Raw genomic sequence first — 17,598 nt, forward strand, 5'->3', positions numbered from 1 at the left:
TGGGCGGGGGTTATCACACCACCTGCGGCGCGCCCTCGGGACCGTCGCCGCAGGTGGGGGACTTAGCGCCTCTCATCCCGCGGCCTTCAATGGGCCCCCACAATCCCGGTGACCGCCTCTCGGGTCCTCATGTCAAGTCCATTCTGAAAGCCGCGTCCCGCCTGGACGCCATTGTCGCACCCGGAACGAGGAAACTGACGGCGGATTGCATGAATGCAGAAAGCGAGGACGCTCTCGACGCAGCCTATTTCTTCGGGTCAGGCCTGCCGAATGCGCGGGCGGCGGTACAGGCGGCTCTGGCGATCTGACCGCTGCGCATGCGTTTTCCAATTTAAGCCTCCTCGATCGAGGAGTCTCCTCGATCGAGGAGGCATTTTCTTTGTTTAGGTGGTTTTTACGGATTTTTAACGCGGGACTGGCGGGCGAATGACGCCCTTGGGGAATAGTGCCTCTCTAACGACGACGCGCAACGTTCCGATGCCGGACGAAGCCGTCCCGAACTCCGGCATTTTCGCCAGAGATGCAATCTTGATCCGTCCGAAGACTAACCCACGGAGGCTGCCGATGTCCACGTCCCGTATACAAGAACTAGCAGATGAGGCGCGTCTCCTGCTCAAGCGCAATCCCCTGATGGCAAGTACTGTCTCCCTGCAGCGCGTGGCAACTCGCACCCTTTTGAAGCGACGCTTCCAGTATGGCCGCACGCTTGCGGCGGCTTCGAAGCTCGCCGATTGTTCGGTCGGGATAGCGGCGCTAGCAGGTTATTTCCCCGATCTTGCAGATGGCGGATACACTCGTCTGCTGGAGCTTCCGCCAGCGGTTGCCGGACCGGTCGGTGCCGACCCTTACCGTTCATCCGCGCTTGCAGCCTGGATGGGTGGGCTCGCGCGCAGTCTGGAATGGCAGGCAGCCCGTCCCGATGTGCAAGTCGTCAGCGGTTATCTGCAGCCGGATCTGATCGCATCGGATCTTGAACTCGAACGTCAGCCGGCGTGCCGGCTCTCTTGCGGCATCGGCCTCGTCCGCATCGAAAGCCCGGCGCGAAGCCCTATCATGCAAGCCCTCCTCCGCCAATGCATGCCGGACTATCCCGGGTCCGACCGCCCCATCACGGACGATGCGGAATTGGATCGCATCGCCGACCATCTGGAGAAGGCCTTCGCATTAATCGCGGAATTGGACGAGTGCGGCTATCAGCGTCTGATCGCCGGCCTGCACACGCTTCACGTTGGCGTGCGGCGCGAACCGCAGTGTTCCTTTTCGAGCTCGAACGAATTGCCGGGCAGCGCGCTCATCGCTCTTTCCAGAGAGAGATTGCGCGACGGCGATCATGCCGCCACAGCGGCCCAACTGCTTCACGCGGCGGGAAATATCCTGCTTGGGTTTTATACCACCTCTGCGGCGGCATCCCTGCCTGGGGAGTTCAAATATGTTTCCCCATACAAAAACGACCTACAGACGCTCGAGAGCATCCTGCATACGGCCTACACCATTCCCTGGGAGTGCGCCATGCGCATGGCATGCCTATCCACCGAGGCGGATCCTGAGCGCCGCGCCCGCAAAACGGGATTCATAATCACCTATGCCGCGCGGCAAGTCCCGCTCATCGACATCGCTCGGAAAGGAATCGAACGTCTCGGCGGCGATGTCCTCCTCGACCTCCCAGACATCGCCGCCATTCCTTCCTGGAGTGGCCGGATCCTCGACCTCGTGGGTCAGTTGCTTGCCGAAGAGCCTGTCGCACACCGCCAGGCCCATCTTGCCGAGCGCCAGCGAGTTCTCGATCGCCAAGCCTGGGATATCGGACAGATGCTCCTGCGCGGCGAGGAGCCGATCGATCCTCGGCTGGGCCGGCGAGAGATCGATGCCAGCGGCGATAATGTCAGCCTCTGGTACGACGGAAAATTCCACGTGATCCCGAAGGCAGCCGACCATGCGGTGGGCAAGGATTACGGTCGCTACGCCGCCACGATCCGCGGAATCGCGCCCAGCGAAATGGAGGCGATGTGATGATCAATTATCGGTCTAGGCGATTGACAGCGGCAGTCCGTGCGCCCGTCGACTTCCCGAACTTCTTCGCCCACAGCCTTGGGTGGGGCGGCAGGGGGGCTCTGTTCACCGGCAATCGTACCGATGCTGTCGAGGAACAGTGCCCCGCTGTTACTAGGTCTGCGTTCGGCGGCGCGTTGGAGGGTTCCAATGTGCCGCCTGAGGACGAATATGTCTCCGCCGCGGTCGATCACGACGACGCCCTCCTCACGCCTCTTTGCCATCGGCAACGCGGCTTCGCAAGGTTTCGCGGAATCGACTTCGCCATCATCGGATGCGGCGGCCTGGGCTCGCAGATTGCCATCCAGCTTGCAGCCTGCGGCGCGCGCCATTTCCTCCTCGTGGATCCCGATCGTATCGACGAGAACAACTTGAACCATCTGCCATGGGCAAGCAAAGCTGATCTCGGCTGTCTGAAGACGGACAAGCTGGCGACCTATCTGGCCGCGTGTTTCTCGGCCAATGTCTTCGCGCTGCCGGAATTTGCGGAAGGGGCCGCAGCGCTCCGATTAATCGCAGATTACGCTCGCAATCCGTTCGTCGTTCTTGCCGGCGACGATTCTCATCCGGCCCAAGAGTTCCTGACGGCCTGCCACGCATCGAAAGCCCGCCTGCCGGCCCACCTGCATGTCGGCCGCTCCGGGGCCTATTGCATGGCAGGTCCCTCGGTCGCAGTGCATGAAGACGCACGTCCCGTCTGCCATTGCGCCGCCCAGATCGCAACCGACGACAGCTTTCTCGCCCCACCGGCGGCTGCCGACAACGCATTTATCGCTGGCCTTGCCGTGTCGCAGATCACCGAAGACTGCCTTTCTAAGCACTCCGCATCACGGGGACGCCAATGGAGATTGGACCTCAAAAGCAATCAGGCAGAGTTCCGTTGTCTTTCCAAAAACCTTGAATGTGCGCGCCTGTTTCGCCGCTACGAGAGGCACTGATATGGATCATATCGAAATCGCTGATGCCATCCATCCGGCTGCGACAAATTCGGAGCCGCGGTCGCTCGCGCTGTGCTCAGTCATCGGCTATGTCGGGGCAGCTGGCGGAAAGAACGATGAGCTGACCATATCCGAAGCGCTTCGTGATCCACTGATCGCAATGGTGATGCGCGCCGATGGCGTGACCTCCGAAGAATTCAAGCGAGTTCTTCGGACGGCAGCCCGTGAGATGGAAACTAAACTGGCCAACCCTATCAGAGGAGATGGAAAGGAAGAGGCAATGAGGACGCCCCCACCTTCCCACCAATGGGAGGACACGCGACGTTTTTGTCGAAACGACGCGGAAGATGGTTGACGAGCATGTGTAGTCGATCCCGGTTCAAACCATAGCACGGGATTCACATTGGCTGTCCGGCGGAGTTCAGGGGCAATGAAATTCGATATGTTGAGAAGGTTCCCAACGATAATTCTTGCTTTCGCGGAAGGCAAGGATCGCAAGGTGGTCCGTACCGCACACGAGGCTGCCCAACTGTTGCTGAAGGAATGGCCCACCGACGATGGTGAGGAGTTCTTGACGGCAGTGAGAACCTGTTTGGAGGTCCTTACCGGAAAAACCGAGCCCGAGAACTTGCACGAGGCGATCGTCCGCGCCGCATATGAAGCCGGTATCGCGGAGATCACGACTGATCACCACCTGGGTATCCTTAGGATCTATCCAGTCAGCGAGGTCCGCCGCGCATGCGCTCATCGCAATCCCGCGCCCATCGAACCGCTTCGGCTACCGCCATCAGTGCGCCGGCGTCGGCAGCGAAAATGGTCGGGGCGAACCAAAAAGGTATTGATCGGAAATACGGGGGCTTCGAGTGAAGGCGAAACTGCCCCGCCTGCTGGGCAAGTTGGGTTTCAAATTCCGCTGGCGTCGATCCAGCCAGATGAGAAGGCGGGGGAAAGATGCAACTTTCGCTCGCCTTGAGTGGCCCCGAACTACGGCCCATGTTTTCGATTGAGCTGCGTAAAGCTCCATTGTGGAACAGAAATCAGGCCGGCGCGGCGATTGTGCCCGGGATGTCCTGCGGCCACCGCCGCAGTGCCTCCCGCCCCGCGTCTGTCAAGCCGTAGACGCCTCGATCAAGCCGCTCAAACCAGCCATAGACATTCGAAAGCAAGATCTTTCCAGCATCCGGTGCGCTGGATCTGATGTCGCGCACGCGCAGCGGTCCTGACGCCAGCGCTGCCGCACAGCCGAGCGCCTGCTGGCGGTACGCGGTCATGACCGGTGCGCGCGTACTCCCGCCTACTGACGGATCGCCGCGTCGTCTCTGGTGTTCACGCACGAGCCTTGAACGCCGTTTCGGATTGGTTCGCGGCATCGGCGATACGGAGCCGACGATAACGCTGACGTCGCCGGCATCGGAAATGCCGAGCATGCCGATCCCGAGCCTGCGGCAAAGATCGCGGTAGCGTTTGTCGGCCTCTCGACCCTTTCCCTTAGCCGAGACTCGCGCCGCGATCCAGACCTCGTCCGCGGCAGCTGCGCGATCGACTGCCTGCAGTATGAGCTCCAGATTGAAGCTCAGTTTTAACTCGCAAATCACGATTACAGGCGGCTCGTCATCGCTCAAGCCGACGAGATCGCACCCGCCAACTTCGCCCTTGACGACGTAACCTGCCTTTTCCAGAAAGCCTTTGACAGGCAGATAAAGCGAAGTTTCCATATGCCTGCAGGTTGAAGCGGAGAATCGTTTCATAAATTACGTCGGTCCGCCCGCAAGGGACACCGTATCCATCGCCGCCGCCGACGCAATCAAATGGCGTGGGCGTGGAGTGCGCCACCACCGGCCAACGCATCCCTGCAACCATCGGCCAGAGACTTCGCCGCGGCATTGGAACATGTTCTTGAACGAATGCGAGCCGCCCCGCTATTGCGGGCATGACCGTCAAGCACGACTACTCGGCTTCCGGTATCGTTCACCAGATGAAATCTGCAACGAGCAGCCTTTGGGAAGCAGCTTTTCTCGCCTTCAGCCGGCATGCCGATCGCATGGCGCTTGTCTGTCATGGACTGATCGCCTCTATGCCGTCGATCGCCTCTGCGAAGTCACCGGCCGGGCGCAACCGGAAGGTCTCTTCTCGTAAATCGGCCGCAGCGATGCGATCACATCTGAAGCTGCGAACCGCCTGCCGCGACAGATCCCAGGCGATGACATACCAGACAGGATAATTGAGGAGCAGAAGCTGCGGCTCGATGATCCGGTCGGAGAGACGCCTCGTCGCATCCTCGTAAACAATTCTGAGGACCCGCAGTTCGAGGAATGCCGTGAGTAGATCGCCGCGATCCAGCGCGGGGGCGGCAAAGCCCTGGAGCACCATCGCCGACGCGGGACGCCCGACCAGAATACGTTTCCTTAGACCCGATATCCTGTCCTTGAGGGACGGCGAGAACGATGCGCTCAGCTTCCGTCGAATGGAATCCAGATTGGCGATCAGCCAAGGCGACTGCAGCTGCTCGGCGATCGCTAGGCTGGCAAGGAGGTCGACAGCCTCCCTGTAGGTGAGCGAAAGCCGACCGACGCCCCAATGGCGATCCAGGCGGACGCCTCCTCCACGGCCACGCTCAGTCTCAACCGGAAGGCCCCTCTCCCGCAGGATGGACAGGTCGCGTGCCAGCGTCCTGACGCTGACGCGAAATTCCACGGCCAGGTTGGCGAGAGTCATCGCCTCATCCGCTTTCAGGCGGCTCGCAAGGAGATCGAGTCGTTCCAGACGATCAGAGGTGCAGGCGCGGTTCATCGATCTAATATGACATATAATGGCATATATTCTACTAAGTCGGTTCCAGAGCAACATTGGAGACGCCTTATGTCCAAACCCATCGTCGAAATTGCCGCCATCCGCCTCAAGCTAGGGGTCACTGAGGCGGGTCTCATCGCTGCCTCGGATGCAGCCCAGAATCTCCTCCGGGGCACGGACGGTTTCATGCGCCGTGAACTTCTCAAACAGGCAGATGCAGAGCATGCGAACCTCGTGCGTTGGCGCAGCCAGGCCGACGCAGACGCAATCATGGCCGCCGCCGTCATTTCGCCGGAATGTGCAGCCTGTTTCGCGCTCATGGACATGGACGGCGCCGACCCCACCCGGGGCCTTCGGCATTTCACCACGCTCGCAACGTACGGCGAGCACTGAAATGGAACCTCTGAAGAATCTCTTTTCATCCGATCTCGTCGGCTGGATCGCCTTCCATCTGAAACATCACCTCGAAGGGTTCGACGAAGCCGCATTCCAGCGGGCGGTTCTCCAGGCGCTGCCGGCGCTGGAATTGAAGGAACGTTCCCAGCTGATTGCGGACCATTTGGTCCGCGTGCTTCCGATCGATCGCACCGCGCGGCATGCTATTCTGCTTGCCATGCTGCATCCGGACGAATTCGACCACGTCGACAAGGAATCGGACAGGCTGGGGCTCTGCGGTTGGGCTGTCCTTCCCCTCACGCTTGTCGTCGGTCAGCATGGGACCGGCGACTTCACCGGAAGCCTCGAAACCCTTCGTCAGATGACCAAGCGGTTCACGTCCGAGTTCGCCATCAGGTATTTTCTGATCGAGGACCAGGCAGCCGCTCTCGAAATCATGTCACGGTGGATTTTCGACTCGAACAGGCACGTGCGGAGACTCGTGTCAGAAGGCACGCGGCCTCGTCTGCCTTGGGCAATGCGGCTGTCTTCGCTGATGAACGATCCGTCCCCCGTTCTGCCGATCCTTCAGGCGTTACGCGACGATCCGGAGCCCTATGTGCGTCGTTCGGTCGCCAACCACCTCAACGACATTTCGAAGGACCACCCGGGTCTCCTCGCTGAGATCGCGGAGCGTTGGATGGTCGACGCCAGTCCGCAGAGGCGATCGCTCCTGCGGCATGCCAGCCGCTCACTGATCAAGAGCGGCGATGCCCGGATCCTGGCAGCCTTCGGACGCTATCCGGCGAGACTGCTATGTGGCGCGCTCGAACTCTCCAGCCGGGCCATCACCATGCCGGACACGCTTCGATTCGCCGTGGAAATCACGTCGACCGCCGACCATACCCAGGAACTCACCGTGGACTATGTGGTGCATTTCCGAAAGGCCAATGGTTCCCTTGCACCGAAGGTGTTCAAAGGCTCGGCATTCTCGTTAGGGCCCGGCGAAATCCGCCGGTTCCGACGGGCACATCGTTTCGCTGAGATCACCACCCGAAAATACTACGACGGCGTCCATCGGATCGGGCTGAGAATCAACGGTGCGGACACGGAGGTCGCGGAGTTCGAACTCGTGTCATGACGGGCCGAAGCGCATTCGTGTTGCATTCGATCGGAAAACCACCCGGTCTTGCTGACGTGTTTATGCGGCGATCGAAATATCGTCGCTTTGGAAAAAACCTGCCGAGCTAGTTGGAAATGAGGCGAGACGCCGGGGCAAAGCGACCCGGCTCATCGGGCTTGGTGCCGGTTCCAATCCTGCGAGCATTATTCAACAGAGGCTGCCAAGGACCCAATTTTGTCAGCGCAGCCATGCGATTTGCATCACGCATCAAAATCGGATTCATGGTACTGGTGGCGCGGGATTTTCGATGACGTCATATTGCGGAGCATTTCATGACCACCCTGCAACAGGTGGCTTTTCGCGCGGGGTGTTCGCTTGCAACCGCCAGTCGGGTCTTAAACCGCAATGGACCCGTCAGCGACGGAATGGTGCGCAAGGTGCGCCGGGCAGCAGCCGAACTCGGTTATCGGCCGGCGGGACCTACCGCTGGGAAGCTTGGGCAACGCCCGGTTGTCGGCGTCCTCATACCGAGCATAACCAATCCGGTTTTTGCCTCATCGCTTTCCAGCATTCAAAATCGCATGCTGGTCGCCGGTCACGGGGTTGTAATCGCCCAGTCCAATTATGATCCTGGGCGCGAGGCCGACGCCGTTGCGTCACTCTTGAACGACCGTCCAACTGGCCTGATCCTTACCGTCTGCGATCCGCTGACAAGTGCCGCCCTTCTGCCGTCCCTGCCGCCGACGGTTCTCCTCAACAACATGCCGACGCAGCGATTTCCCGCTGCGGTCACGGCCGACAACCGCCGCGCCGGACGCGAACTTACCGAGTTTCTGATCGCTATGGGACACCGACAGATCCTCTTCGTTTCGGGAAATTTCGTCGCCTCCGACAGAGCTAGATTCCGTTATGCCGGTCATGTCGACGCCATGCATGAAAGGGGCCTTACGCCGCTGGATGCGGTCGAGATCCCGTTTGTCAGCGGTTATGAGGAGCTCGATCTGCGCGAGGCAATGGCCACGTTTTCGCCGACAGCGATCATCGCCTCCAATGATCTTCTTGCCTTCGGCGCTATCGGCGCGCTCAGGCGCGAGGGCTTCTCGGTGCCCCGGGACGTTTCCGTCGCCGGCTTCGACGGTATCGCAATCGGCCGGCTGATGGACCCGCCCCTGACGACGATCGAGATGCCCGATGCCAGCATGGGAGCGACGGCGGCCTCCCTGCTCCTCGATATCGCCGAGAACGCCGCCCCTGCCCGCCATCTCGATGTTGCCTATACGCTGCGCAAAGGTGGAACGGTACGCGATCTCACTCAAGATCCGTCATAGTAAAAGCCGCCGCATGTGCGATGCGACGGCTTCGTGCTGAGGCGAACGGCTCAGCTGCGCGGCAGCATGCCCTGAACGTCGTCGGCTGCGTCGTCGAGCGCTTCCTTCGGCTCGGCAGAGCCATCGACGATGCGCGAAAGGTTGTCGACGATCGTCTGCGTGACCTTCACGCCTTTGCTGCCTGGGAAGGCATACCAAGGCACCATCACCGGCATCTGGCTCAAGCCCGCCTGGAAGAGCGGGTTCTGCTTATAGAAATCGCCGAGATATTCGACCGACTTGGCGGCAAGTTCGTTGTTCGGAACATAACCCGTCCCTGGAACGACGACAGAAGCGCCATAGGGGCCGGCGGCGAACTTGGCGAACTTCCATGCGGCGTCCTGCTTTGCTTCATCCTGCGTCAGGATGACCACGGCGTTGCCGCCCGTCGGCAGGCGCCCGTTGACCGGATCGATCAGCGGGATCTTAGCCGTGCGCAGATCGAACTTGTTGCCGACATTCTTGATCGTGTTGCGCAACGCGCCGGTCGTCTGGAATTCAAATCCGACCTTGCCGGCGGCAAAGGCCTGTTCACCGGCAGCTTTGGTGAAGACCGGCATGCCGCCTTCAGTGACCATGCGGTGCAGGGTCTCGACGGCCTTCTGACCTTCCGGGCCACTGAACGCAACCTTGCTCTCATCCTCGTTCAGCATCTGGCCGCCGGCGCCAAAAAGCAGAGCCGAAAACATCCAGTCGTCGCCCTGCCAGCGGAAATCGATGCCGTCAACGCCGTTGCCGAGCGCCTTGATCTTGCCGCCAAGCGCAATGACTTCGTCCCAGGTCTTCGGCGGATTGTCCGGATCGCCGCCGGCTGCCTTCACGAGATCGGCATTGTAGTACATGATCGGATTGGAGGTCGCAAAGGCGAGACCGACCTGCTTGCCGTTGACTTGCGCAAGCTTCAGGATCGTGTCGGAGAAACCCTGCTCGGCCATGTTCCCGTCCTTTTGGACGAGCGGGCTCAGATCAAGACCGACGTTACGCTCGCTTAGCATGCGCAGGCGATTGAGGCCGACGAATGTGACGTCGGGCAATTCGCTGGTGCCGACCTGACGAAGGACCGTTTGGATACCTTCTTCGTAAGTTGCAGACGGGCTTGCGAACTGGATCTTTATATCCGGATTTTCTTCCATGAACTTCTTCGAGATCGTGTCCATCACGTCCTTGAAGAAGCCGGGCATGGGGTAGTGAACCGTCAGCGCTGTTTCGGCACGAGCCGGAAGCGAAATTGCCATGGATACAGCCGCTGCGGCGAGAAGCTTGGTGATATGTTTCATCGCTCGTTCTCCTTTGTTAGAACCGGTCAGCCTTTAAGACCGGTCATGGTGATGCCCTCGACGAAACGCTTCTGCGCCAGCAGAAAGACGGCTACGAGGGGAAGGGTAATGGTCAGTGTTGCCGCCATCAGCGCGCCGTAGTCGTCGCCGGCTTCGGCGGCGCGGAAATACATCAGACCGAGCGGCGGCGTCGCAAAATCCTGCCTGCTGATGACGACCAGCGGCCAATAAAGATCGTTCCAGTGGGCGACGACCGAAAAGATCGCAAACGCGGTCACTGCAGGCCAGGCGTTGGGAACAATCACTCGGGCGACGATACCGAGTTCCGACATGCCGTCGAGCCGGGCGGCATGGATGAGATCATCCGGCATGGCGCGAAAGAACTGCAAAAACATGAAGATCGCGAAAACCGAAATCGTAAAGGGGGCGACAAGGACGGCATAGCTGTTGAGCAGCGAAGTGCGGTCGAAGGCCACATAGAGCGGCAAGGCGGTTGCGTGAATCGGCACCAGAAGGCCGAGCATGACCAAGACCATCATCATTCGTGCGGCGCGGAAGCGGAGCTTCGCCATAGCATAGGCGCAGGGGATCGCGACCAGCACCTGGAAGAAGAAGATCAGCCCGCAGACGACGACCCCGTTCCACAGCAGCCTTCCCATCGGCACGCGGCTCAGCGCCTTGGTGAAGTTCTGCACATAGTTGAAGTGCTCGGGGACCAGCGACAGAGATGAGGTGAAAATATCGCTCTGCGCCTTGCCGGCGGTGGAGATCATGAAGACGTAGGGTGCCAAAAACACAATGGCGCCAAGACAAAGCAGTGCTAGACGGATAAGTCTGCCGAAAGGAAAGGCGCTCGTCGTCATGTGTAATGGACCCGGCGGTCAAGAAGGCGATACTGCAGGAACATCAGCACGACGAGGATTGCGAGAAAGACGACCGTCATCGCCGAGGCATAGCCGACGCGCAGGTAGACGAAGCCTTCCTGGTAGATGGTGAAGAGCAGCACCTCCGAGGCTTTGTTCGGACCACCTTCGGTCAGCGTCTTGACCGTCTCGAAAACCTTAACGGCGTTGGTGATGCTGATGGTGATGACAAAGAGCGTCGTCGGGCCGAGCATCGGCCAGGTGACCAGAAAGAAACGGTCGACTGCGGATCTGGCGCCGTCCACCTCGGCTGCGGCATAGAGCTCACGCGGGATCGCCGTCAGGCCAGCCAGGAAGAGCACCATATTGAAGCCCACCGATTGCCAGACGCCGATGATCGATAGGCTGTAGAGCACCGTTCCGGAGCTGCCGAGCCAGTTCGGGCCGGAAAGGCCGACAAGCGAAAGCAGCCCGTTGAGCGGGCCGATCGTCGGATGGAACATATACTGCCAGACGGTCGCCATGGCGACGATCAGCGAGGCGACAGGCAGGAAATATGCGGTGCGAAAGAAACTGCGCGCCGCAGTCTCGCTTTCGATCAGCATCGCAATGGCGAGCCCAAGGCAGATCGAGACCGGCGCGACGATTGCCGTGTAGACCGCCGTGTTCCACAGCGACCTGCGAAAGGTGCGATCGGTGATCAGGTCAGCGTAGTTTTCCAAACCGACGAAACGGAACGTTCCATAGCCGAGTTCGAAGTCGGTGAAGCCGAGTATGATGACGGCAACGACCGGAAGAAGCACGAAGAGGAAAAGCAACACGATCGCAGGCAGCGCCAGCATCCAGGCAATGCGGGCTTCGCTCAGGCGATGCGCTGCGGCCGGATCTCCCGGCATGGCCATGGATGTGACACTAGCCATGCGCCTTCTCCCGTCCAGCATCCGCTACAGCAACGACCCTGCGCAGCCGCGAGCCGTCTTCGGCGAAGACCATGGCGCGATCGCATGAGAGCTGAAGTCCGACAGGGGCGCCGACTGAAAGACCGGCGGCCCGCGCCGGCGAAAGCTTGACGATCATTGTCTCGCCGATCGCGTCCAGCCGGCAGTAGATAATGACCTCTGATCCCAGGAATTCGATCCGCTCGATGCACGCGGGAAGCCCGTCATGCCTGCTCTCGACAAGGTGAACGAATTCTGGGCGAATGGCGATGGTGACCGAAGCTTTCGACTGCGCCATGGTCTTAAGCGCCAGGCGAATTCCGCCAAAGGCGACGATACCGCCTTCCGCAACCGCCGGCAGCAGGTTGATGCGCGGCTGGCCTATGAAGCAGGCAACCTCGATATGCGCTGGGTCATCGTAGATTACTTGCGGACTCGCGAGCTGCAGAAGATTGCCGCCGATCATCACGGCGAGGCGGTCCGCCATCGAGAGAGCCTCCGCCTGGTCGTGCGTGACATAGACGGTGGGTACGCCGGCGCGGCGATGCAGCTCGACGATTTCGCCGCGCGCATGGACGCGCAGATTTGCGTCAAGATTGGAAAGCGGCTCGTCCATCAAGAAAACGCTTGGTTGGCGGACCATGGCGCGGGCAAGGGCCACGCGCTGCCGCTGGCCCCCGGACATCTGCCCAGGCTTGCGGTCCAGCAAATGGTCGATCTTCAACGATTTCGCCATCTCCCTGACGTCACGCTCAATGCTTGCACGGATCGTGCGCTGGCCGGGCGTCAGCGGCCCCATGAATGGCAGACGCTGGGTTCTTGAGAGCCGGCGCATGGCAAGCGGGACGGCGATGTTTTGCGATGCCGTCAGGTGCGGGTAGAGCGCGTAGGATTGAAAGACCATCGCGATATTGCGGTCGGCCGCTGCCATCGCCGACACGTCGCGCCCGCCGATCGCAATTTCGCCCTCGTCTGCATGCTCGAGACCGGCAAGGATACGCAAAAGGGTGCTCTTGCCGCAGCCTGAAGGACCGACAAGCGCGATGAACTCGCCGGACTGCGCATCGAGGCTCACGCCCTTGAGGATTTTGCTGCCGCCGAAGGACTTCGTGATGCCGCGGAGCGAAAGCGCACTCATTCGGCCAGCTCCTGCGCCTTTGCCGCATGCGGATAGACCTCGTGCACGACGTCGTCGAGCACATGCGCGGTCATGCCGGGAACCGCGACGGTGCGGCTTTCGGCATCGTCGCCGAATTCGTGGACAACGGCGCCGATCAGGCGCTTGCCCGGCATTTCGCGCTCCATCTTGTCGATGATGAAGGCGGCCGACGGTCCCCATGTCAGCGCTGTCTGTTTAAAGCGTCCCTGCCAGGCCCAGTGCAGATGGCCGCTGGCAAAGAGCGCGACGTCATGTGCGGCGATCAGGTCGTAAAGCCGGCGGCGCTGGGACGGCCTTACGCTCCAGTAACCGGTATCGCCTTCATGCGGCTCGTCGACGAAAAGCGGCTTGTGCGCAAAAAGCGCAACGCGACGGCCGCCCCGGTCTTCCAAAGCATTGCGGAGCCATTCGAATTGCGCTTCCTCCTCGTCATCCTCATGGCCGAGCAGCAGCGAATTGAGGCCGACGAAGCGCCAGGAACCTGCGTCTTCCAGCCATCGATCCTCACCGGCCAGCCGCCGCCAGCGCTGAAGCCGCTCAGTATTGACCGGCTGACGCGAGCCTGGGAGATCGCCGACATCGTGGTTACCCGGAACGATGAGCATCGGGATGGAAGCCTGACGCATGAGGTCCATCGAAAAGATGATGTCCTCGTCCAGATCCGCGCCGTCGACGCTAAGATCGCCGGTATGGATGATCAGATCGGCACCGGTTTCCTCGATCCATGTCAAAAGCGGCGCCCAATTACCGTTGAAATGCGGCTTGTTCGGGCTGAAATGCGTATCGGTGATCTGAATGATTTTCATGGGGCGCGCCTTCGGGTGAGGGAAGCGTCAAACGTTCCTTTTGAACGAGCGGCGCTTCTTGGCGACCTCTCTAAAAGGCTCCCATGTCAAATAGGCAGCGGCTGTTTTCAGCTGTTTTTCAGTTTTGTCATCAATCCGTCATGAAGCATCGTGTCTTCTAAGGCTCAGAAAGAGAGACCCCACGCTGTTCTGATCTATCCCGCATCGACCTATTGCAATGTGGCCTGCGACCGCTTCGTCCTAACGGTGACGATAAAGGCCGCCGTAAACAGGATGGAGAGCATCAAAACGATGGTCGGAGCCGGTGCGCTATCGATGAAAAAAGATAGATAGATTCCCGCACTCGAGGCGATTAAGGCAATGACCACCGACAGGATGAGCATCCTGCTGAAGCGGCGCGTCAGCAGGAAGGCAATAGCGCCCGGTGCAATGAGCATCGCGATGGCGAGGATAATTCCGACCGCCTTCAATGCACCGACAACGGTCAGCGAAATCAGGCAGAGCAAGCCGTAGTGCAACAGGTTGACCCGAAGGCCGACGGCCCTTGCCTGGGCCGGATCGAATGCATGCAGAAGGAAATCCTTCCACTTGATACCGATGATGCCCGCGGTCAATGCCGCAATGACGGCCGCCTCGGCAATGTCGCGCCAGCCAACGCCCAGCATGTCCCCAAACAATATGTGATCGAGATGCACCTCGGACTGGATTTTGACGTAGAGCACCAGGCCGAAGCCGAACATGCCGGAAAACACGATACCCATCACCGTATCCTGCTTGATGCGGCTGTTGTCTTTCAAAAAGCCAGTGGCAACCGCACAGAACATGCCGGTGACGAAGGCGCCGACTGCAAAAGGGATGCCGATGATATACGCGATGACCACGCCAGGAAAAACAGCATGGGAGATGGCATCACCCAGCAATGACCAGCCCTTGACCACGAGAAAGCAGGAAAGTAGCGCGGTCGGCACGGCCACAAGCATCGAGATGACCAGCGCGTTGACCATAAAGCCGAACTGGAAAGGCGAAACCAAAGTCTCAAGGATATTCATTGACGGGCCTCGTGAACTTCGGCCGCCCTGCGACGCGCCGCCAGCATTCCGTGTTTAGGGGCAAGGAAGAAGGCGGCAAGGAAGAGGAGGGTCTGCAGCACGACGATGATGCCGCCAGTTGCGCCGTCCAGGAAATAACTCGCATACGCACCGACGAAACTGGTCGCCGCGCCAATGACGACGGCGATCGCGAGCAGCCGGGGGAAGCGGTCGGTCAGCAGATAGGCAGTAGCGCCCGGGGTCACCACCATACAGATGACGAGGAAAGCACCGACCGTCTGGAGGGCGGCGACCGTCGATGCCGAAAGCAGCGTGAAGAACATGATCTTGAGCGCAGTGGGATTGAGGCCGATCGACCGTGCATAGGTCTCGTCGAAGAAGGTGACCATGAGATCCTTCCATTTGACGAGAAGGACGGCGAGCGAGACAAAACCGATGACGGCGAGCTGGAGAGTGTCCTCCGGCGTGATGGCGAGAATGTTGCCGAGCACGATGGTCTGGACGTTCACCGAGGTCGGCGACAGGGACACCATGAAGAGGCCGAGCCCGAAAAAGGAAGAGAAGATCAGGCCGATAATGGCGTCCTCTTTCAGCCTCGTGCGCTGGTTGAGGAAGAGCATCGCGGCGGCGGCAAGGCCGCCGGAGAAGAATGCGCCGACCGAAAAGGGCAGGCCCAGCATATAGGCGCCGGCTACCCCGGGGACGATGGAATGGGAAAGCGCATCGCCGATCAGTGACCAGCCCTTGAGCATCAGGTAGCAGGACAAAAACGCGCAGACACCGCCGACCAGAGCCGACACCCACATGGCGTTGAGCATGTATTCATAGGTGAAAGGCTCAATGAGGAAGGCCATCAGCGCGAGCCTCCATTACCCCGTGGCTCGTGCGCGACGAACCGGCCGTCTTGCAGCACGAGCGGGCGTTCGTCGTCGGTCATCACATCGATCGGATGTGACTGGCCATCCTTAGCCTCGGTCAGCAAGAAGTGGCGCAGCACGCCGCCAAAGGCCTTTTCAAGATTTGCCTGCGTGAAAGTCTCGGCAGTCGTGCCATGGGCGAGCACTGTGCCTTTGACGAGCACGGTGCGGTCGCAGAATTCAGGCACCGAGCCGAGATTGTGTGTGGAAACGAGCATGACCCGGCCCTCGTCGCGCAACTCGCGAAGCAATGCGATGATCTGGTCCTCGGTCTTGACGTCGACGCCGGTGAAGGGCTCGTCGAGCAGGATGACACGGCCGTCCTGGGCGAGCGCACGGGCCAGGAAAACGCGCTTCTTCTGCCCGCCCGACAGCTCGCCGATCTGGCGCGTGCGGAAGTCGCTCATGTTGACGCGTGCGAGTGCCGATGACACCGCAGCGTGATCGGCCGCCTTCGGAATGCGCATCATGCCCATGTGGCCGTAGCGACCCATCATGACAACGTCCTCGACCAAGACTGGAAAATCCCAATCGACCTCCTCGCTTTGCGGCACGTAGGCGACGAGGTTCTTGCGCAGCGCCTCACCGACTGACATTCCGAGCACTCTAATGTCGCCCTTGGCCAGACGCACGAATCCCATGATCGACTTGAACAACGTCGACTTGCCGGAGCCGTTGACCCCGACCAGCGCGGTGATCGTGCCCATCGGGATCTGGAAACTCGCATCCCAAAGCCCAGTATGGCCGTTGCGGTAGGTGACGGTGGCGCTTTTCACCGCAATGCCCGATCCCGCATCGAAAGACGCGGGACGGGCGAGATTGCTGAGCGGCTCATTCATTGCGACAGGCCCTCGACAAGGCCCTTTTCGACAGTATCGGAGGTTACGCGAAGCAGATCGATATAGGTTGGCACAGGCCCGTCCTCCTCGCTGAGGGAATCCACATAGAGCACGCCGCCGTAATGAACGCCGGTCTCGCGCGCCACCTGCCTGGCCGGCTTGTCGGACACCGTGCTCTCGCTGAAAACCGCAACGATCTTGTTGGCATCGATGGCATCGATCACCTTGCGGACCTGTTGCGGTGTTCCCTGCTGATCGGCATTGATCGGCCAGAGATAGAGTTCCTTCAGGGCAAAGTCACGGGCGAGATAGGAAAAGGCGCCCTCGCTCGATACCAGCCAGCGCTTGTCCTCGGGAATCTGCGCAAGCTTTTCTCGGATCGGCGTAATGGTCGCCTCGATCTTCTCTTTGTAGGCGGCAGCGTTTGCCTCGTAGACTGCGGCGTTCTTTGGATCGTACTTGACGAAGGCGTTGCGGATGTTGTCGACATAGATCAGGGCATTGTTCGGCGACATCCAGGCATGCGGGTTGGGCTTGCCGGTATACGGACCTTCGGAAATGCTCATCGGTTGAACGCCTTCAGAGACGACGACACCCGGAACGTCACGGAGATTGACGAAAAACCTTTCGAACCAGCGCTCGAGATTAAGGCCGTTCCAGAGGATAAGTTGAGCGCCCTGCGCCCTTTGTATGTCACCGGGTGTCGGCGAATAATTGTGGATCTCCGCACCCGGTTTCGTGATCGATTCCACGATGGCGGCATCGCCCGCCACGTTTTTGGCCATGTCGGCGATGACCGTAAATGTCGTCACCGCCTTGAACTTCTCCTGAGCCGCTGCCGGCATCGCTGCAACCGACACGATTGCTGCCGCGATCAATCCGGCCAACAAGTGTCCTACCCGTTTCAACATGCCCATGCTCCTTGCTGCGAATGATTTGCATATGCAGTCTTATGGAAAGCTGTCCATTTTTGCAAGTGCGACTTATTCGCAATTATGAAAGCTTCGTGAAATTTAATCTGCGAGCCTGAAGGGGGCGGCGGTATCTACCACGGCGCTGCCGCCCGATTATCCGGAAAAATTTCGAACCCTGGCCTGTCGGATTGCGC

Annotated in this window: 17 protein-coding genes and 2 pseudogenes; 8 read left to right on the forward strand and 11 right to left on the reverse strand. The window is 60.1% G+C overall.

What is annotated here, in order from left to right; genetic code table 11:
- The 5 genes and pseudogenes from C9413_RS03110 to C9413_RS34390 form a co-directional block, all read left to right on the forward strand.
- Positions 1-308: pseudogene (locus tag C9413_RS03110) on the forward strand (peptidase S8); the annotation flags it as partial.
- Positions 309-426: 118 nt separating this feature from the next.
- The gene (locus C9413_RS03115; protein ID WP_040116216.1) at positions 427-2,010 is read left to right on the forward strand and encodes an HEXXH motif-containing putative peptide modification protein; all 1,584 of its coding nucleotides are present in this window, start codon (positions 427-429) and stop codon (positions 2,008-2,010) included.
- Complete coding sequence (locus tag C9413_RS03120) at positions 2,010-2,987, forward strand: ThiF family adenylyltransferase (RefSeq protein ID WP_040116217.1); 978 nt, start codon at positions 2,010-2,012, stop codon at positions 2,985-2,987. Before C9413_RS03115 ends, C9413_RS03120 begins: the two co-directional genes overlap by 1 nt.
- A 70-nt stretch (positions 2,988-3,057) precedes the next feature.
- On the forward strand, positions 3,058-3,342 hold the full coding sequence (locus tag C9413_RS03125) for a hypothetical protein (protein ID WP_052451940.1): 285 nt from the start codon (positions 3,058-3,060) through the stop codon (positions 3,340-3,342).
- A gap of 75 nt (positions 3,343-3,417) precedes the next feature.
- Positions 3,418-3,720: pseudogene (locus tag C9413_RS34390) on the forward strand (DUF982 domain-containing protein); the annotation flags it as partial.
- 304 nt (positions 3,721-4,024) lie between these two features.
- Here C9413_RS34390 and C9413_RS03135 read toward each other — a convergent pair.
- On the reverse strand, positions 4,025-4,702 hold the full coding sequence (locus C9413_RS03135) for a DUF2161 domain-containing phosphodiesterase (RefSeq protein WP_040116218.1): 678 nt from the start codon (positions 4,700-4,702) through the stop codon (positions 4,025-4,027).
- 340 nt (positions 4,703-5,042) lie between these two features.
- On the reverse strand, positions 5,043-5,777 hold the full coding sequence (locus tag C9413_RS03140; RefSeq protein WP_040116219.1) for a WYL domain-containing protein: 735 nt from the start codon (positions 5,775-5,777) through the stop codon (positions 5,043-5,045).
- 69 nt (positions 5,778-5,846) lie between these two features.
- Between C9413_RS03140 and C9413_RS03145 the strand changes: the two genes are divergently transcribed.
- The 3 genes from C9413_RS03145 to C9413_RS03155 all read left to right on the forward strand — a co-directional run bounded on the left by C9413_RS03145 (position 5,847) and on the right by C9413_RS03155 (position 8,603).
- A complete protein-coding gene (locus C9413_RS03145) occupies positions 5,847-6,170 on the forward strand; it encodes a hypothetical protein (protein WP_052451886.1) in 324 nt (107 codons plus the stop codon).
- A gap of 1 nt (position 6,171) precedes the next feature.
- A complete protein-coding gene (locus C9413_RS03150) occupies positions 6,172-7,293 on the forward strand; it encodes a DNA alkylation repair protein (protein WP_040116220.1) in 1,122 nt (373 codons plus the stop codon).
- Positions 7,294-7,607: 314 nt separating this feature from the next.
- Positions 7,608-8,603 carry a substrate-binding domain-containing protein gene (locus tag C9413_RS03155; RefSeq protein WP_040116221.1) on the forward strand — a complete coding sequence of 332 codons (996 nt, stop codon included), beginning with the start codon at positions 7,608-7,610 and terminating at the stop codon, positions 8,601-8,603.
- Between the two features lie 50 nt (positions 8,604-8,653).
- Here the strand turns inward: C9413_RS03155 and C9413_RS03160 are convergent, their stop codons facing one another.
- The 9 genes from C9413_RS03160 to C9413_RS03200 form a co-directional block, all read right to left on the reverse strand.
- On the reverse strand, positions 8,654-9,919 hold the full coding sequence (locus C9413_RS03160; RefSeq protein ID WP_040116222.1) for an ABC transporter substrate-binding protein: 1,266 nt from the start codon (positions 9,917-9,919) through the stop codon (positions 8,654-8,656).
- A gap of 26 nt (positions 9,920-9,945) precedes the next feature.
- Positions 9,946-10,782 carry a carbohydrate ABC transporter permease gene (locus C9413_RS03165; protein WP_040116223.1) on the reverse strand — a complete coding sequence of 279 codons (837 nt, stop codon included), beginning with the start codon at positions 10,780-10,782 and terminating at the stop codon, positions 9,946-9,948.
- Positions 10,779-11,702: a sugar ABC transporter permease gene (locus C9413_RS03170; RefSeq protein ID WP_040116224.1), complete on the reverse strand. Its 924-nt coding sequence runs from the start codon at positions 11,700-11,702 to the stop codon at positions 10,779-10,781. The genes C9413_RS03165 and C9413_RS03170 overlap by 4 nt, the downstream gene beginning before the upstream one ends.
- A complete protein-coding gene (locus tag C9413_RS03175; protein ID WP_170250178.1) occupies positions 11,695-12,858 on the reverse strand; it encodes an ABC transporter ATP-binding protein in 1,164 nt (387 codons plus the stop codon). Before C9413_RS03175 ends, C9413_RS03170 begins: the two co-directional genes overlap by 8 nt.
- Complete coding sequence (locus C9413_RS03180; RefSeq protein ID WP_040116226.1) at positions 12,855-13,685, reverse strand: metallophosphoesterase; 831 nt, start codon at positions 13,683-13,685, stop codon at positions 12,855-12,857. Before C9413_RS03180 ends, C9413_RS03175 begins: the two co-directional genes overlap by 4 nt.
- 209 nt (positions 13,686-13,894) lie before the next feature.
- A complete protein-coding gene (locus C9413_RS03185; protein ID WP_040116227.1) occupies positions 13,895-14,734 on the reverse strand; it encodes a metal ABC transporter permease in 840 nt (279 codons plus the stop codon).
- Positions 14,731-15,591, reverse strand: coding sequence for a metal ABC transporter permease (locus tag C9413_RS03190; protein WP_040116228.1), 861 nt, complete (start codon positions 15,589-15,591; stop codon positions 14,731-14,733). The genes C9413_RS03185 and C9413_RS03190 overlap by 4 nt, the downstream gene beginning before the upstream one ends.
- Positions 15,588-16,490: a manganese/iron ABC transporter ATP-binding protein gene (locus C9413_RS03195; protein WP_040116229.1), complete on the reverse strand. Its 903-nt coding sequence runs from the start codon at positions 16,488-16,490 to the stop codon at positions 15,588-15,590. Before C9413_RS03195 ends, C9413_RS03190 begins: the two co-directional genes overlap by 4 nt.
- Positions 16,487-17,401 carry a metal ABC transporter substrate-binding protein gene (locus C9413_RS03200; protein WP_040116230.1) on the reverse strand — a complete coding sequence of 305 codons (915 nt, stop codon included), beginning with the start codon at positions 17,399-17,401 and terminating at the stop codon, positions 16,487-16,489. The genes C9413_RS03195 and C9413_RS03200 overlap by 4 nt, the downstream gene beginning before the upstream one ends.
- Positions 17,402-17,598 lie beyond the last annotated feature (197 nt).

The sequence above is a fragment of the Rhizobium sp. SEMIA 4085 genome (genome assembly GCF_013004495.1).
GTDB classification, from domain to species: Bacteria; Pseudomonadota; Alphaproteobacteria; order Rhizobiales; family Rhizobiaceae; genus Rhizobium; species Rhizobium gallicum.

Coding starts and splice junctions, on each gene's coding strand:
- C9413_RS03140 (WP_040116219.1), bottom strand. CDS start 5,777: ATGAACCGCGCCTGCACCTCTGATCGTCTGGAACGACTCGATCTCCTT.
- C9413_RS03115 (WP_040116216.1), top strand. CDS start 427: ATGACGCCCTTGGGGAATAGTGCCTCTCTAACGACGACGCGCAACGTT.
- C9413_RS03180 (WP_040116226.1), bottom strand. CDS start 13,685: ATGAAAATCATTCAGATCACCGATACGCATTTCAGCCCGAACAAGCCG.
- C9413_RS03165 (WP_040116223.1), bottom strand. CDS start 10,782: ATGACGACGAGCGCCTTTCCTTTCGGCAGACTTATCCGTCTAGCACTG.
- C9413_RS03195 (WP_040116229.1), bottom strand. CDS start 16,490: ATGAATGAGCCGCTCAGCAATCTCGCCCGTCCCGCGTCTTTCGATGCG.
- C9413_RS03175 (WP_170250178.1), bottom strand. CDS start 12,858: ATGAGTGCGCTTTCGCTCCGCGGCATCACGAAGTCCTTCGGCGGCAGC.
- C9413_RS03150 (WP_040116220.1), top strand. CDS start 6,172: ATGGAACCTCTGAAGAATCTCTTTTCATCCGATCTCGTCGGCTGGATC.
- C9413_RS03145 (WP_052451886.1), top strand. CDS start 5,847: ATGTCCAAACCCATCGTCGAAATTGCCGCCATCCGCCTCAAGCTAGGG.
- C9413_RS03170 (WP_040116224.1), bottom strand. CDS start 11,702: ATGGCTAGTGTCACATCCATGGCCATGCCGGGAGATCCGGCCGCAGCG.
- C9413_RS03185 (WP_040116227.1), bottom strand. CDS start 14,734: ATGAATATCCTTGAGACTTTGGTTTCGCCTTTCCAGTTCGGCTTTATG.
- C9413_RS03135 (WP_040116218.1), bottom strand. CDS start 4,702: ATGGAAACTTCGCTTTATCTGCCTGTCAAAGGCTTTCTGGAAAAGGCA.
- C9413_RS03120 (WP_040116217.1), top strand. CDS start 2,010: ATGATCAATTATCGGTCTAGGCGATTGACAGCGGCAGTCCGTGCGCCC.
- C9413_RS03155 (WP_040116221.1), top strand. CDS start 7,608: ATGACCACCCTGCAACAGGTGGCTTTTCGCGCGGGGTGTTCGCTTGCA.
- C9413_RS03160 (WP_040116222.1), bottom strand. CDS start 9,919: ATGAAACATATCACCAAGCTTCTCGCCGCAGCGGCTGTATCCATGGCA.
- C9413_RS03200 (WP_040116230.1), bottom strand. CDS start 17,401: ATGTTGAAACGGGTAGGACACTTGTTGGCCGGATTGATCGCGGCAGCA.